Raw genomic sequence first — 14,404 nt, 5'->3', positions numbered from 1 at the left:
TCAAGAGTCTCGTCATGTCCTGTCACCGAATCCTTATCGCGCTGAGTGCGCTGCTGCTGTCCGCCTGCAACACCCTCGCGCCCATCGATCACAACAACGACGCCTTGCGGGTCGAATGCCATTGGGATCTGCAATATCCGGGCGTGGCGCCGGCCGACGCCACGCTGGCGCAGCTGCGCGAGGCCGCCACGCGCCGCCTGGCCGCGCTGAACCTGAACACGCAGTGGGAACTGAACAGCGAAGGCGCCAGCGCCGAAGCCTTCACCGACAGCGAGCCGGACCGCCAGCGCCTGCAACGCTTGCTGAGCGTGGTGCTGCCGGGGCTGGAGCGCTATCCGGCATCGTTCTTTGCCAACGTCCGCCTGCACAATATCGTGCTGGTCAAGGAGCTGGCGGTGGGCGGCCAGCGCCGGCTGGCGATGCCGATGGCCGAGGTCGACAGCGTGGCCTATGCCGACAACAGCGCCAAGCTGTGCCCGGCCGGCATGGAGATGCGCGTGCATCACGAGTTCTACCACTTCATCGACTACCGCGAGCACAACGACTACTACCATGCCGATCCCGCCTGGCTGGCGCTGAATCCGGCCGGTCTCACGTACGGCAAGGGCGGCGCCACCTTCTACGGCAAGAACCTGCAGGATGTCGGCCACGCCAGGCCCGGCGTGGTCAGCCTGTATTCCAGCTACGGCCAGGAGGAGGACAAGGCCGAAACCTTCGGCTGGATGATGACGCCCGACTATGCCGCGCGGCTGGACCTGTACGCGATGCAGGACGCCAACCTGGCCGCCAAGCTGCGCCACATGCGCGAGCAGTTCCGCAAATACAGCCAGCCGGAGGACACGAGAAATAATTAATTGTTGGGCTTGCAATAGGTGCAAGCAGCCACAGCTTAGGGCGGTCCATTCTTAAAAAGTGATTAAGATGAATCGTTACCCGTTGTGGAAGTACATCGTGATTGTGATCACGGTGTTGTTGGGCGCGCTCTACACCGCGCCCAATTATTTCGGCCAGTCGCCGGCGCTGCAGATCAGCAGCGGCAAGACCAGCGTGCGCGTGGGCGCCGAGCTGGTCGGCAAGGTGGAGCGCGCGCTCAAGCAGGCGCAGGTGCAGACCACCGGTGTCGCCTACGACAGCGCGCACGCCTCGGTGCGTGCGCGCTTCACCGATCCCGATACCCAGTTTCGCGCCAAGTCGGTGCTGGAGAAAAGCCTGAACGCCGACACCGCCGATCCACAATATCTGGTCGCGCTGAACCTGCTGTCCGACACGCCGAAGTGGATGCAGAGCCTGCATGCGCTGCCGATGTACCTGGGTCTGGACTTGCGCGGTGGCGTGCATTTCCTGATGCAGGTCGATACCCGGGCCGTGGTGGACAAGAAGCTGCAGGGCGTGCAGTCCTCGGTGCGCAGCGTGTTGCGCGACAAGGCCGTGTTCCACAGCGGGATAGCGCGTATCGGCGACAGCTTGGAAATCGGCTTCCGCGACGAAGCCACGCGGCAGAAGGCCAAGGACCTGATCGCCGGCCAGGGCCCCGAGCTGCTGCTGGCCGAGGCGGGCGAGGGCGCGCAGCTGAAGCTCGTCGTCACGCTCAAGCCGGAGGCGCTGAAGCAGACCATCAATGACGGCGTGACGCAGAACATCGCCACCCTGTCCAAGCGCGTGAACGAGCTGGGCGTGGCCGAGCCCATCATCCAGCAGCAGGGGGCGGACCGCATCGTGGTGCAGCTGCCCGGCGAGCAGGATGTGGCGCGGGCCCGCGCCGTGATCGGCCGCACCGCCACGCTGGAGGTGCGCATGGTCGACGAGAGCATCACGCGCGGCACCGAGCTGGGCGCGGATATACCGTTGAACTCGCAGCTGTACACGGTGGGCCGGGGCGCGCCAACCGTGCTGTACAAGGACGTGGTGCTGACCGGCGACTACATCACCAGCGCCACCGCCGGCCTGGACGAGAATCAGCAGCCGGCCGTGTTCATCGACCTCAACACGGCAGGCGGGCGCAAGATGTCGGCCGCCACCAGCGACCGCGTCGGCAAGCACATGGCCATCGTGCTGATCGAGAAGACCGGCAAGCCGGAAGTGATTTCGGTGGCCACGCTGACCAGCGAGCTGAACGCGCACTTCCGCACCACCGGCGTCGGCACCGCGCAGGACGCGGCCGACCTGGCGCTGATGCTGCGCTCGGGCGCGCTGTCGGCGCCGATGGAGATCGTCGAGGAGCGCACCATCGGCCCGCAGCTGGGCGCCGACAACATCGCCAAGGGCCTGCATTCGACCATGTACGGCTTTGCCGCGATTGCCGCGTTCATGATCGGCTATTACATGCTGTTCGGCTTCTTCAGCGTGCTGGCGCTGGCCTGCAATCTGTTGCTGCTGCTGGCCTTGCTGTCGCTGATGCAGGCCACGCTGACCTTGCCCGGCATCGCCGCGATCGCGCTGGCGCTGGGCATGGCGATCGACGCCAACGTGCTGATCAACGAGCGCATCCGCGAGGAGCTGCGCGGCGGCGCCACGCCGCAACAGGCGATCGCCACCGGCTTCGACCGCGCCTGGGCCACCATCCTCGACTCCAACGTCACCACCCTGATCGTCGGCGTGGCGCTGTGGGTGTTCGGCTCCGGCGCGATACGCGGCTTCGCCGTGGTGCACTGCCTGGGCATATTGACGTCGATGTTCTCGGCGGTGTTCGTGTCGCGCGGCGTGGTCAACCTGTGGTACGGGCGGCGCAAGAAGCTGTCGTCGCTGTCGATCGGCACAGTTTGGCGCGGCAAGTAACTTGTAGTGGATAATGGCCGCACTTACAACCTATGAGGGAGCTCGCATGAAACAAGTCTTGCTTGGCTGTGCATTGCTGGTGGCGTTTTCCGCCTACGCCGACGAAGCCGCAACGTGCTCGGCATCCGCCGGCAGCTATCGCACCGGTGTGGTGGTGCAGGGGCCGAAGTTTTCGCATGGCCAGTTCCGCAAGGGCGTGGAGCTGTCGCATACCCACCTGAAGATGAAGTCGGACCAGGACGGCAAGGTGTACGACGTGGCCATCGACAACGTCTTCGCCAGCGGCTTCGTGCCGAACCAGAAGACCGTGCCGGCTTCACTGAGCGGTATCCGTGTCAATGACAGGGTGGAGGCTTGCGGCCAGCTCTACACGGGCGGCGATGTCGGCATCCACTGGGTGCACACCAACTGCGGCAAGAAGCCGACGCCGGCCAAGCCGGACGGTTGGCTGAAGGTGATCTCGGCCGCCGGCCAGCCGGGCCAGAATATCGAAGACAACACGCAGTACTGCTCGGTGTTCAAGTAAGCCTGTTGTTGCCATGCTTGCTATACTGTTGCCTGTGAGGGAAATTTTCAGGGGAATAGTTTGCAGGCATTGAACAAACGATGGAAGCGATGGGGCGTGGGCGTGGCTGGCGCGGTGGGTGTGTATGCGTTGGCGGGCGGCTGGTTGTTGCCGCAAGTGATCAAGAGCCAGCTTCCAAAGTTTGTCGAGACCGAGCTGGAACGCAAGGCCAGTATCGGCGAAGTCAGTTTCAATCCCTTCACGCTGCGGCTGGTGGTGCAGCAGTTCCAGCTGACCGAAGCAGATGGCGCGCCCTTGTTCGGCGTCGGCGGGCTGGAGGTGGAGATGCAGTGGCGCTCGCTGCTGCGCCGCGCCTGGAGCTTCGCCGATATCCGCATCGTGGCGCCGACGGTGCAGCTGGCCATTGCGCCGGACGGCAAGTTCAATATCGCCGAGTTCGTGGCGACGCTCAACAAACGCAAGCACGATGACAGCGACAGCGGCATGCCGCGCCTGGTCGTCGAGCATTTCGCGCTGGAGCAGGGCAAGGTCGATATGCGTGACCGTCACGCCGGCTACAACGATACTTATGCGCCTATCGCGTTCACGCTGAACAACCTGAGCACGCTGCCGGACGAGAACGGCGACTACGCGCTGAGCGCGGATGCGGGCCTGGGCGGCAAGCTGCGCTGGAAGGGTACGAACGCGCTCAATCCAATCGGCGGCAGCGGCGTGCTGACGCTGGAGAATGTGGCCTTGCCGGGCGTGTCGACGTATCTGAAGTCGTTCGCGCGGGTGGCGGTGGTGGATGGCCGTTTGTCGGCCAAGCTGCCGTACAAATTCGCTTACAAGGATGGGCAGCTGGATGCCAACGTGGCCGGGGCCGGTCTGGCGCTGAATGACCTGGTGGTCAAGCGCGATGGCGCGGCCGAGGCTTTCGTCAAGTTGAAGCTGTTCGATGTCAGCGATGTTGGCGTCGATCTGCTCAAGCGCACCGTGACGGTGGGTGGCTTGCATGTCAACGGCGGTGCGCTGGCGGTGCGTCGCGACGCCAAGGGCGAGCTCGATGTGGCGAGCTTGATGGTGCCTGCTGCGCCGGCGCCTGCGAAGGCTGTGACGCCTGCAGCGGTCAAGGCTGCGCCGGCGGGCAACTGGAAAATCCAGCTCAAGCAACTCGCATTCGACGATATCGCCGTGGCGGCGGTGGACGAAACCGTCAGTCCGGCGCTGAAGTTCAACGCGGACAAACTCAAGCTGCATCTGCAACTGCTAGCTGAACCCGCCACCGACGGCCTCAAGCTGAACATCGCCGACGCCGCCTTCTCGGTGGACAATCTGGCGCTGAAAAGCGGCACGATGACGCCGCTCAAGCTGGCGCAGCTGGGCTTTGACGGCGGCGAGATCGACCTGGCCGCGCACCGCGCCAGCGTTGGCCGCCTGTACTTCGACGGCGGCCAGCTGGACCTGTCGCGCGACGGCAAAGGCAAGTTCCTGTTCCTGAACGCTTTCCCTAAACCGGGCAATGGCGCGCAGCCGGCTGCGAAGAATGCCCCTGCGCCGGCGCCTTGGACGGCCAACATCAAGACCGTCGAGTTCAATAAATTCGGCGCCCGCTATGATGATGCGAGCAGCGGCATCAAAGCCCATCTGCAGGACTTCAACCTCAAGCTGGCCGACGTCGGCACCGACCTGAAGAAGCCGCTGGCCTTCGATGGTGCGGTCGGCCTGCGCGAGGGCGGCCAGCTGACCGCCAAAGGCAAGGTCGTGCCCGCCACCGGCGCCGTCGATACCGATCTCAAGTTGACCAAGCTGGCGATCGCGCCGGTGCAACCTTTGCTGTCCAAGTACGTCAAGCTGAAGGTCGCGGCCGGCAGCATCTCCGGCCAGGGGCGCTTGCACACCGGTGCCGGCGGCAAGGCCGATCCCGGCCTGCGCTACGATGGCTCGCTGGAGGTGGCTGAACTCGCGCTCAACGAAGAGGATAACGACCGCTTCGCCCACTGGAAGTCGGTACGCGCCGACAAGCTGGCCTTCGGCCTGTCGCCGGATTTACTGGATATCGCCGAGCTGCGCGTCATCGAACCGGACGCCACCCTCATCATCGAGAACGACCGCAGCTTCAACGCCCAGCGTCTGCTGGTGGCACAGCCTGCGTCGTCCACGGTCGCCAAGCCAGCCGCCGCGCCGGCGACCGCCGCCGAGCCATTCCCGGTCAAGGTGCGCCGCGTGCGGTTCGAGAACGCCAGGCTGGCCTTCACCGACCTGAGCTTGCGGCCGCAATTCTCTGCCAAGATTTATGAGCTGGGCGGCGTGATCACCGGCCTGTCCTCCAGGCGCGACGCCAGCAGCCAGATCGAGCTGGACGGCCGTGTCGACGACTACGGCCTGGCGCGCATCCGTGGCAAGCTCAATCCCTTCGTCCCGGCCGACAATACCGACGTCAACGTCGTGTTCAAGAACGTGGACATGGTGTCGGCCTCGCCGTACAGCATGAAGTTCGCCGGCTACAAGATCGCCCAGGGCAAGATCTCGCTGGACCTGGAATACAAGGTCGCCAAGGGCCAGCTGGAAGGCAACAACCACATCGTGCTCGACAACCTGACCCTGGGCGAGCGCATCGACAGCCCGGACGCGCTCAAGCTGCCGCTGGAACTGGCCCTGGCCATCCTGAAGGACAGCGACGGCCGCATCGACCTTGGCGTGCCGGTCTCCGGCAATATGAACGATCCGCAGTTCAGCTATGGCTCGGTGGTGTGGAAGGCGATCGGCAACATCATGAGCAAGATCGTGACCTCGCCGTTCCGCGCGCTGGGCAATCTGTTCGGCGTCAGCGGCGACAAGCTGGAGTCCATCGACTTCGACGCGGGCAGCGACACGGTGTTGCCGCCGGAGCGGGAGAAACTCAAGCAGGTGGCGCAGATCCTGGCGAAGAAGGTGCAGCTGAAGCTGTCCGTGCCGGGCCAGTACAGCGAGCAGGTGGACGGCGCGGCCTTGCGCGCGCAGGCCTTGCGCCGTGTAGTGCTGGCGCGCGCCGACATCAAGCTGGCGGCCGGCGAGCAGCCGGGGCCGCTCGATATGGGCCAGCGCAAAGTGCGCGGCGCCATGCGCGACCTGTATGCCGAGCGCTTCGGCGCTGCCGAACTGGACCAGCAGAAGAAGGCTGCGGAAGCCGCCGCCCCGGCCGCCGGTGCCAATGCCGCAGGCGCCGCGGCAGCCGGCCCGGCGCCAGGGAAGCTGCCCATGCTGCAGCGTTTGGGCAAGCTGGTGCAGGGCGAACCGCAAGTGGCGGACGCCACAGCCTTCTACGCCAAGTTGCAGGAGCGCCTGGAGCAGAAGCAGCCGCTGCCGGCCGACGCCTTGACGCAGCTGGGCGCCAGGCGTTCCGCCGCGATCATGGCCGCGTTGAAGGGAGAGGGCGTCGACCCCGCCGCCGCGCGCACCGGCGCGCCGGAGCCAGTGGACGCCAGCGCAGGCAAGCCGATCGCCTTGAAACTTGGCCTGTCGGTCAAATAAGATGAGCGACGAAAAAAAACACGCTGGCGGCAGCGCGGTGCTGGCCGGGTTTGCGCTGCTGACCAGCCAGCTGTCGTTGAATTTCGGCGCGGCGATCGCCAAGCATCTGTTCCCGCTGGTTGGCGTCGAAGGCGTGACGGCTTACCGGGTCGGCCTCGCGGCGGTGCTGATGCTGCTGATCTTCCGTCCGTGGCGCACGCCGCTGACGTGGGCGCAAGGCGTCAACGTGGCAATCTACGGCAGCGTGATCGGCCTGATGAACCTGCTGATCTACCGCGCCTTCGACCATATTCCGTTGGGGATCGCGGTGGCGATTGAAGTGGCCGGGCCGCTGACGGTGGCGGTGCTGTCGTCGCGCCGGCCGCGTGATTTCGCCGCAGTGTGCCTGGCGGTGCTGGGCTTGTATTTTCTGCTGCCCATCCACGGCCGGGTCGACCAGCTCGATCCGGTGGGCGTGATGTACGCGGCCGGCGCGGCGGTGTGCTGGGCCTTGTACATCGTGTTCGGCAAGCGGGTGTCGGTGATGCATGGCGGGCAGTCGGTGGCGTGGGCCATGCTGGCGGCCTCGCTGTTTATTGTGCCGATAGGCGCGTGGTACACGGGCCCGGTACTGCTGACGCCGACGTATCTGCTGATCGGCCTGTCGATCGCGGTGATGTCGAGCGCCTTGCCGTACACGTTGGAGATGCTGTCGATGCGCACGCTGTCATCGCGCACCTTCAGCATGTTCAGCAGCGGCGCGCCGGCGCTCAGCGCGCTGGCCGGCATGGTGGTGCTGGGCGAGAATCTGACGCTGACGCAATGGCTGGCCATCGCCAGCATTGTGCTGGCTTCGGCACTGACTTCGCTGCGCTGAACCGTGTTGCATTTGTGACTAGTTCGTGGCAGCATAGCCGCTTATCTCAGGAGCCACCTATGCAAATCGCCCGCGCACAACAACCGATCGCCGCCGCCACTGTCTCGCTGATCGCGTGGGTGCTGTGCGTGGCCGCCTTCCTGCCGCCGTTGAACCAGCACACCTTGAAATCGGTGCCGCTGATGATATTGGCCGGCATCGGCATCGCGGTCAGCTTCATCGTGCACCTGGTGTTCATCGGCATGTCGGCCAAGCGCCTGGGCCGCTCGCCGGTGCTGTGGGTGGTGATCAGCGTGTGCCTGTTTCCGGTGGCGTCCATCGTCGGCCTGATTCTGTTCGAGTGGTTCAGCGATCAGGAAAAACAGGCCAATGCATAAAAAGGGTCTTGCAAAAAGCTGAATCCTTCGGCTAGTATGGATGCCGATGCAACATTGCATCGACGTCGCTCGGACGGTTCCGGGCGCTTACGTGAGACATCCATGACTGACACCCAAACTCCGCGCAGCTTTTCGCGCATCGATCGCCTGCCTCCCTACGTTTTCAATGTCACCGCCGAGCTCAAGCTCGCGGCGCGCCGTCGCGGCGAAGACATCATCGACATGTCGATGGGGAATCCCGATGGCGCCACGCCGTCGCACATCGTCGAAAAACTGGTCGACACCGTTCAACGTCCCGACACGCATGGCTATTCGGCCTCCAAGGGCATACCGCGGCTGCGGCGCGCGATCACCAAGTGGTACAAGAACCGCTACGACGTCGAGTTCGATCCCGACTCGGAAGCCATCGTGACCATCGGCTCCAAGGAAGGCCTGGCGCACCTGATGCTGGCGACGCTGGACCAGGGCGACACCGTGCTGGTGCCCAATCCCAGCTACCCGATCCACATCTGGGGCGCGGTGATCGCCGGCGCGAATATCCGTTCGGTGCGCATGACGCCCGGCGTCGATTTCTTCGACGAGCTGGAGCGCGCAGTGCGCGAGAGCTATCCGAAACCGAAGATGATGATACTCGGCTTCCCATCCAACCCGACCGCGCAATGCGTGGAGCTGGAGTTCTTCGAACGCGTGGTGGCGCTGGCCAAACAGCACAACATCCTGGTGGTGCACGACCTGGCCTACGCCGACATCACCTTCGACGGCTGGAAAGCGCCGTCCATCATGCAGGTGCCGGGCGCGCGCGAGGTGGCGGTGGAATTCTTCACCATGTCCAAGAGCTACAACATGGCGGGCTGGCGCATCGGCTTCATGGTCGGCAACAAGGAACTGGTGGCGGCGCTGGCGCGCATCAAGAGCTACCACGACTACGGCAGCTTCACGCCGGTGCAGGTGGCGGCGATCGCCGCGCTGGAAGGCGACCAAAGCTGCGTCAGTGAAATCTGCGCGATGTACCAGAGCCGCCGCGACGTGCTGCACAAGGGCTTGTGCGAGGCCGGCTGGCCGGTGGACAAGCCGAAGGCGTCGATGTACATCTGGGCGCGCATCCCGGAACAGTATCGCCACCTGGGCTCGCTGGAATTCTCCAAGCTGCTGCTGGCCGAGGCCAAGGTGTGCGTGTCGCCCGGCATCGGCTTCGGCGATTACGGCGACGAGTACGTGCGCTTCGCGCTGATCGAAAACGAGGCCCGCATCCGCCAGGGACTCCGCGGCATCAAGGCCATGTTCCGCAAGGCCGAATAAATCTGCGTCGACTTTACGCCGCGTCAAACGGGAGGTTTGACGCGGCGGCTACTGTGTTCCTGAATTCCTACAGGAGCATCCGCCATGCCTTTCCCGTCCGTCAGCGACAGCACGCGTCGGTTGCTCGACGCCGTCAGGAAACTCGAACTCACCTTGCAATCGGCTGGCCTGCCGCGCATGCTGGCGCGGCTGCCGGTGTGCTGGCTGTGCTGGCACTATTGCCGCACGCTGGACCAGAAGATCGTCCGCATCCAGCGCATCGCCGGCAAGTTCGAACAGTGGCTGCCGGCGATCCGTGCCTACTCGGGCGGCGGGGCGACGCAGATGGAGCTGATCGACGTCGACCTCAGCATGCGCAACGATATCGAGATCACCAAGAACACCATGTGGGAGCTGCGCAGCTACTGCATCGACGTCGGCCGCATGTTCGAGCAGCTGGGCTACCAGTCGCCGAGGTTGCGCAAGCGGCAGGCGCTGTTCCTGCAGATTCTGGAGAACTCGTGCGTGGCGGCAGGCACCATGCAGGCCGCGCTGGCCGAGCACGACAACGCGGCGCTGGCCTTGCTGCGCGCCCGCCAGCTGCAGGAGCAAGCTGGCGGCGGCAAGGCGCCGGCCGTTTAACAGCACCACCTCATTCAGCAGCTGAGGCTGCGTCTCCATCTGGCGTGACGCCCGGACAAATTGCACCGGCGGGACTTCCTGCGCGCGGACTATGCAAAAAGCTTAGGGAATAATTAAAAATACAAGCAAGCGTCTACGGAGGCGCAAAATGCGCTTACCATAGCTCCAATATTTACCAGGAGATACTCCGATGACCGAAACCCAGCGCGACATCCTCAGCGCCGGCTTTACCCTGACCTTGATCGCACTGGCGGCATTTGTCATGCATCGCTTTTTCCTGCCGCTGATCTGGGCCGGCATTCTGTGTGTGGCGACATGGCCGCTGTACCAGCGCATACGGGCGCGCTTCGGCCGCCACGACGTGCTGGCCGCCGCCGCGCTGACGCTGATCTGCGTTGCCGTCTTCATTGTGCCGGTGTCGCTGGGCGTGACGCAGGCGGCCAGGCAGGCGCCGGAGCTGGCCAACTACATCGTCACCGCGAATACCGACGGCATCCCGGTGCCGGCCTTTGTCCAGCACCTGCCGATGGTCGGAGGATGGATCAGCGACTGGTGGCAGGCCACGCTGAGCCAGCCGCACGGCCTGTCGCACCTGCTGTCCGAGCGTGAGATCAACGGCCTGCATTCCGCCAGCGACATGATCAAGGTGGCCGGCGTCGGCTTCATGCACCGGCTGGTCGATTTCGGCCTGGCCTTTTTGTGCCTGTTCTTCTTCTACAAGGACGGCGAGGCACTGAACCGCCAGATCACCGCCATCGGCAGCCATTGCTTCAGCGAGCAGCGCTGGGCGCGCTACGCGGAAAAAATCCCGACGGCGATACGCGCCACCGTCAACGGCCTGGTGCTGGTGGGCCTGGCGGAAGGTGTGTTGATCGGCATCGGCTACGCATTCGCAGGCCTGCCGTCCCCCGCTCTGTGGGCGGCGGTGACGGGCATCCTGGCGATCATACCGTTCGGTGCGCCGGTCGCTTTCGTCAGCGCGGCGGCGGTGCTGGTGTTCAATGGCGCCGTACCGGGCGCCATCGCGGTGGCGGTGTGGGGCACCATCGTGCTGTTCGTGGCGGATCACTTTGTACGGCCCGGCATGATCGGCAACGCCACGCGCTTGCCGTTCCTGGCCGTACTGTTCGGTATCCTGGGCGGGGTCGAGACCCTGGGCCTGGTTGGACTGTTTATCGGTCCTGTGGTGATGGTTCTGTTTGTGACGCTTTGGTACGAGGCGAATCTGTTTGATGACGGCTCGCCAGTTGCCAAACCCAGGTGAGGAGCGCAAGCGAGGCTGCGGCATCGGTCGGCCTGTCTTGCGACTGGATCGGGCAACTGGCACCGGCAACCATTAGTGCGCCTTCGACAGGATCAGCAGCCAGCGGCGGAACATCAGCACTTCCAGATGACCAGCCTGCACGCCGGTGTCGCACTCCATGATCGGGTTCACTGCGTAGTAGCGCTTGCGGAAGTCACGGCACACCAGCAACTCGCGTTTGCCCATGCGTACCAGGAACGAAGTAGGCATATATTCCATGCCGAAGCGGGAACTAAAGCTGCTGTGCAATGTGGTCATGACATTTCCTTTGTGGGGAGTAGTGTTTAACGAGGAGTTCAGAATAGCATAACTACTGTATGAATAAACAGGTACTGTGTAAATAAACAGTAAATTCGCTTTTTCGTGGTTTTTCCACCAACTTGCACGGCAGCGCGCCTTGGAGCACCAAATTTTCAACAAATTCATCCGTTTCATTGAGGCAAGACTGTCGCCGGGCGGCGAATTCGGCCTGCACCTGAGCGCCGGGCTGGCGCTGGTAGTGGCCGCCGCCTCGGTGTTCAGCGAACTGGCCGAGGATGTGATGGGCCAGGAAGCGATCACCGTGCTGGACGTGCGGGTGGCGCACTGGTTCCACGCCCATGCCTTCGAGCCGCTGACCAGTTTCATGCTGGGCGTGTCGCTGACGCACACCGGCTACGGTATCGCGGTGCTGGTGGCGGCGCTGGGCTGGTATTTCTGGCGCGTGCAGGCGCGCTACTGGCTGCTGGCCTTGCTGGTGGCCGTGCCCAGCGGCGCGCTGCTGAACGTGGCGCTGAAGTACCACTTCCAGCGCGTCCGGCCGGCATTCGATGAACCGCTGGTGACCTTGATGACCTACAGCTTCCCCAGCGGCCACACCTCGGCCGCGACCTTGTTCTACGGCCTGCTGGCCAGCTACCTGGTGATTGCCCGTCCGCAGTGGCATGTGCGCTTGGGAACGGTGACAGGCTGCGCCTTGATGGTATTGTTGGTGGCGTTGAGCCGCGTCTATCTGGGCGCGCACTATCTGAGCGACGTGCTGGCGGCCATGGCCGAGAGCGTGGCGTGGCTGGCGGTCTGCATCACGGCGATCTCGACGCTGCGCCGGCGCCGCGAGGCCAGAACGGTATAAACTATTTCCGGGAGAACGAGCTGGACAGCATCATCGTCATCGTCAATGCCGGCGCGGGTCTGGGCTATTGCGGCGGCTGGACCGCCGCGCTGGCGGAAAAATTCCGCAGCCACGGCCTTGAGGCGGACATCACGCTGGCCAGGAGCGGCGAGGAGATGGTGGCGCGCGCCGCGCAGGCCGTGGCCGACGGCGCGCCCGTGGTGGTGGCCGGCGGCGGCGACGGCACCCTCAACGCGGTGGCCTCGGTGCTGGCCGGCACGATGACGCGGCTGGGCGTGCTGCCGCTGGGCACACTGAACCATTTCGCCAAGGACTTGAAGATACCGCTGGACCTCGATGCGGCCGTGGCCAATGTGGTGCGGGGCAGGGTGTGCCAGGTGGACGTGGGCGAGGTGAATGGCCGCATCTTCCTCAACAATTCCGGCCTGGGCATCTATCCCGATATCGTGCGCGACCGCGAGCAGCAGCAGCGCCATCTGGGCCGCAGCAAGTGGCCGGCGTTCGGGCGCGCCTTGTTCGCGGCGCTGCGGCGTTTTCCGTTCATGAGCGTGCGGCTCAAGATCAATGGCGAAGAGCATCTGCGCCGCACGCCCTTCGTCTTCATCGGCAATAATGAATACCTGCAGGGCCTGACGCTGGGTACGCGCGAGCGGCTCGACGGTGGCCAACTGTGCCTGTACGTGGCGCAGAAGCCGACCCGGCTGGGACTGCTGCGCTATGGATTGCACGCCGTGCTCGGCAAGCTGGGCGAGGCGCGCGATTTCGACGTGCTGTCGGCGCCGGAGCTGATGATCGAGACACGGCACCATCATATGCGGGTCGCCACCGACGGCGAGGTGTCGTTGATGAAACCGCCGCTGTGCTACCGCTCGCGGGCGGCGGCGTTGAGCGTCATCGTACCGGTTCAGGAGGGTTAGCATGCGCACCATCGTCCATTTGTCCGATCTGCATTTTGGCCGCGTCGACCAGAATCTGTTGCGGCCGCTGCAGGCGCTGGTCGCCAGCCTGGCGCCGGACGTGGTGGTGGTCTCCGGCGACCTGACGCAGCGAGCCAGGACCGGGGAGTTCAAGGCGGCGCGGGCCTTCCTGGACACCTTGCCGGGACCGCAGATCGTGGTGCCGGGCAATCATGACATCCCCTTGTACAACGTCGCCAGCCGCTTCCTGACGCCGCTGCGCAAGTACACCCGCTACGTCACGCTGGACTTGACGCCGGAATATGTGGATGACGAGATCGCCGTGCTGGGCATCAATACCGCGCGCTCGCTGACCTTCAAGGACGGCCGCATCAACCGCGAGCAGATCGAGCAGATCCGCCTGCGCATGGGCGCGGTGGACCCGCGGCTGACGCGCATCATCGTCACCCATCATCCGTTCGACATGCCGGAGGCGCTCGACGAGAACGACCTGGTCGACCGCGCGCCGCTGGCGATGCGGGCGTTTGCCGAGTGCGGCGTGGATTTGCTGCTGGCGGGGCATCTGCATGTCAGCCACGCGCACAACACGGCGCAGCGCTACGAGATCAGCGGCTACGCGGCCTTGATGGTGCAGGCCGGCACGGCCACCTCCACGCGCGGGCGGGGCGAATCGAATTCGTTCAACGTCCTCTGCGTCGAGCACGACAAGGTGGAGGTCCGGCGCTACAGCTGGGTGGACGGCACGGGCACGTTCGAGCTGGCGCACACCGAGCGCTTCCAGCGCAGCGGCGACGCCTGGAGCCTGACCGCCGAAGCCTGATCCGTCATTCCCGCGCAGGCGGGAATCCATACGTCGCATCCCCCGCCTGCTCGGCATGGATTCCCGCGTGCGCGGGAATGACTTGGGTTAGAGCCAGTAGTTCATGAAGCGGGCGGCGAATTCGCGCAGGCGGTCGGTCCAGGGGCGGTGGTGCCAGGCTTGCGGCGTGATCTGCACCGAGTCGCGCAGGTCTTCCGGGGAGGCGCGCTCCATCTCGCTCCCAAAAGCGTCGCCCATGATGGAGGTCCGGCGCTACAGCTGGGTGGACGGCACGGGCACGTTCGAGCTGGCGCACACCGAGTGCTTC

14 protein-coding genes are annotated in these 14,404 nt (G+C 64.6%); 12 read left to right on the top strand and 2 right to left on the bottom strand.

Annotated elements, in window-relative coordinates:
- The first annotated feature begins 14 nt into the window (after window positions 1-14).
- The 9 genes from ACEN9O_RS30400 to ACEN9O_RS30360 all read left to right on the top strand — a co-directional run bounded on the left by ACEN9O_RS30400 (window position 15) and on the right by ACEN9O_RS30360 (window position 11,210).
- A complete protein-coding gene (locus ACEN9O_RS30400; RefSeq protein ID WP_495615496.1) occupies window positions 15-854 on the top strand; it encodes a hypothetical protein in 840 nt (279 codons plus the stop codon).
- Window positions 855-921: 67 nt separating this feature from the next.
- On the top strand, window positions 922-2,775 hold the full coding sequence (gene secD / locus ACEN9O_RS30395) for a protein translocase subunit SecD (RefSeq protein WP_495615495.1): 1,854 nt from the start codon (window positions 922-924) through the stop codon (window positions 2,773-2,775).
- Between the two features lie 46 nt (window positions 2,776-2,821).
- Complete coding sequence (locus ACEN9O_RS30390) at window positions 2,822-3,301, top strand: hypothetical protein (RefSeq protein WP_495615494.1); 480 nt, start codon at window positions 2,822-2,824, stop codon at window positions 3,299-3,301.
- Window positions 3,302-3,370: 69 nt separating this feature from the next.
- Window positions 3,371-6,793 carry a DUF748 domain-containing protein gene (locus tag ACEN9O_RS30385; protein WP_495615493.1) on the top strand — a complete coding sequence of 1,141 codons (3,423 nt, stop codon included), beginning with the start codon at window positions 3,371-3,373 and terminating at the stop codon, window positions 6,791-6,793.
- A gap of 1 nt (window position 6,794) precedes the next feature.
- On the top strand, window positions 6,795-7,649 hold the full coding sequence (locus ACEN9O_RS30380; protein WP_495615492.1) for an EamA family transporter: 855 nt from the start codon (window positions 6,795-6,797) through the stop codon (window positions 7,647-7,649).
- A gap of 59 nt (window positions 7,650-7,708) precedes the next feature.
- Window positions 7,709-8,026 (top strand): hypothetical protein, encoded by a 318-nt coding sequence (locus ACEN9O_RS30375; RefSeq protein ID WP_495615491.1) that lies wholly within the window; start codon window positions 7,709-7,711, stop codon window positions 8,024-8,026.
- Window positions 8,027-8,128: 102 nt separating this feature from the next.
- Window positions 8,129-9,325: an alanine transaminase gene (gene alaC / locus ACEN9O_RS30370; RefSeq protein WP_495615490.1), complete on the top strand. Its 1,197-nt coding sequence runs from the start codon at window positions 8,129-8,131 to the stop codon at window positions 9,323-9,325.
- Window positions 9,326-9,409: 84 nt separating this feature from the next.
- Window positions 9,410-9,946, top strand: a complete 537-nt coding sequence (locus tag ACEN9O_RS30365; RefSeq protein WP_495615489.1) for a hypothetical protein — start codon at window positions 9,410-9,412, stop codon at window positions 9,944-9,946.
- A gap of 190 nt (window positions 9,947-10,136) precedes the next feature.
- The gene (locus ACEN9O_RS30360; RefSeq protein ID WP_495615488.1) at window positions 10,137-11,210 is read left to right on the top strand and encodes an AI-2E family transporter; all 1,074 of its coding nucleotides are present in this window, start codon (window positions 10,137-10,139) and stop codon (window positions 11,208-11,210) included.
- Window positions 11,211-11,282: 72 nt separating this feature from the next.
- On the opposite strand, the gene ACEN9O_RS30355 is transcribed toward ACEN9O_RS30360, so the two are convergent.
- On the bottom strand, window positions 11,283-11,507 hold the full coding sequence (locus ACEN9O_RS30355) for a hypothetical protein (protein ID WP_495615487.1): 225 nt from the start codon (window positions 11,505-11,507) through the stop codon (window positions 11,283-11,285).
- Between the two features lie 139 nt (window positions 11,508-11,646).
- Here ACEN9O_RS30355 and ACEN9O_RS30350 point away from each other — a divergent pair, with 139 nt between their 5' ends.
- Genes ACEN9O_RS30350 through ACEN9O_RS30340 form a run of 3 tightly spaced genes read left to right on the top strand, consistent with a single transcriptional unit; the run spans window position 11,647 to window position 14,097 of the window.
- Window positions 11,647-12,360 carry a phosphatase PAP2 family protein gene (locus tag ACEN9O_RS30350; RefSeq protein WP_495615486.1) on the top strand — a complete coding sequence of 238 codons (714 nt, stop codon included), beginning with the start codon at window positions 11,647-11,649 and terminating at the stop codon, window positions 12,358-12,360.
- Entirely contained in the window at window positions 12,294-13,277 is a 984-nt protein-coding gene (locus ACEN9O_RS30345; RefSeq protein ID WP_495615485.1) for a diacylglycerol/lipid kinase family protein, read from the top strand. Before ACEN9O_RS30350 ends, ACEN9O_RS30345 begins: the two co-directional genes overlap by 67 nt.
- A gap of 1 nt (window position 13,278) precedes the next feature.
- Window positions 13,279-14,097: a metallophosphoesterase family protein gene (locus ACEN9O_RS30340; protein ID WP_495615484.1), complete on the top strand. Its 819-nt coding sequence runs from the start codon at window positions 13,279-13,281 to the stop codon at window positions 14,095-14,097.
- Window positions 14,098-14,184: 87 nt separating this feature from the next.
- On the opposite strand, the gene ACEN9O_RS30335 is transcribed toward ACEN9O_RS30340, so the two are convergent.
- Window positions 14,185-14,334 (bottom strand): hypothetical protein, encoded by a 150-nt coding sequence (locus tag ACEN9O_RS30335; RefSeq protein ID WP_495615483.1) that lies wholly within the window; start codon window positions 14,332-14,334, stop codon window positions 14,185-14,187.
- Window positions 14,335-14,404 lie beyond the last annotated feature (70 nt).

Source organism: Duganella sp. Dugasp78 (assembly GCF_059491455.1).
The sequence above is the reverse complement of the archived record's forward strand: the minus strand, read 5'-3'. Positions and strand labels throughout refer to the sequence as shown.

What these genes read in the sequence shown, in the direction of transcription:
- ACEN9O_RS30335 (WP_495615483.1), bottom strand. Translation starts at nt 14,334, where the DNA reads ATGGGCGACGCTTTTGGGAGCGAGATGGAGCGCGCCTCCCCGGAAGAC.
- ACEN9O_RS30355 (WP_495615487.1), bottom strand. Translation starts at nt 11,507, where the DNA reads ATGACCACATTGCACAGCAGCTTTAGTTCCCGCTTCGGCATGGAATAT.
- alaC (WP_495615490.1), top strand. Translation starts at nt 8,129, where the DNA reads ATGACTGACACCCAAACTCCGCGCAGCTTTTCGCGCATCGATCGCCTG.
- ACEN9O_RS30340 (WP_495615484.1), top strand. Translation starts at nt 13,279, where the DNA reads ATGCGCACCATCGTCCATTTGTCCGATCTGCATTTTGGCCGCGTCGAC.
- secD (WP_495615495.1), top strand. Translation starts at nt 922, where the DNA reads ATGAATCGTTACCCGTTGTGGAAGTACATCGTGATTGTGATCACGGTG.
- ACEN9O_RS30360 (WP_495615488.1), top strand. Translation starts at nt 10,137, where the DNA reads ATGACCGAAACCCAGCGCGACATCCTCAGCGCCGGCTTTACCCTGACC.
- ACEN9O_RS30375 (WP_495615491.1), top strand. Translation starts at nt 7,709, where the DNA reads ATGCAAATCGCCCGCGCACAACAACCGATCGCCGCCGCCACTGTCTCG.
- ACEN9O_RS30380 (WP_495615492.1), top strand. Translation starts at nt 6,795, where the DNA reads ATGAGCGACGAAAAAAAACACGCTGGCGGCAGCGCGGTGCTGGCCGGG.
- ACEN9O_RS30365 (WP_495615489.1), top strand. Translation starts at nt 9,410, where the DNA reads ATGCCTTTCCCGTCCGTCAGCGACAGCACGCGTCGGTTGCTCGACGCC.
- ACEN9O_RS30390 (WP_495615494.1), top strand. Translation starts at nt 2,822, where the DNA reads ATGAAACAAGTCTTGCTTGGCTGTGCATTGCTGGTGGCGTTTTCCGCC.
- ACEN9O_RS30400 (WP_495615496.1), top strand. Translation starts at nt 15, where the DNA reads ATGTCCTGTCACCGAATCCTTATCGCGCTGAGTGCGCTGCTGCTGTCC.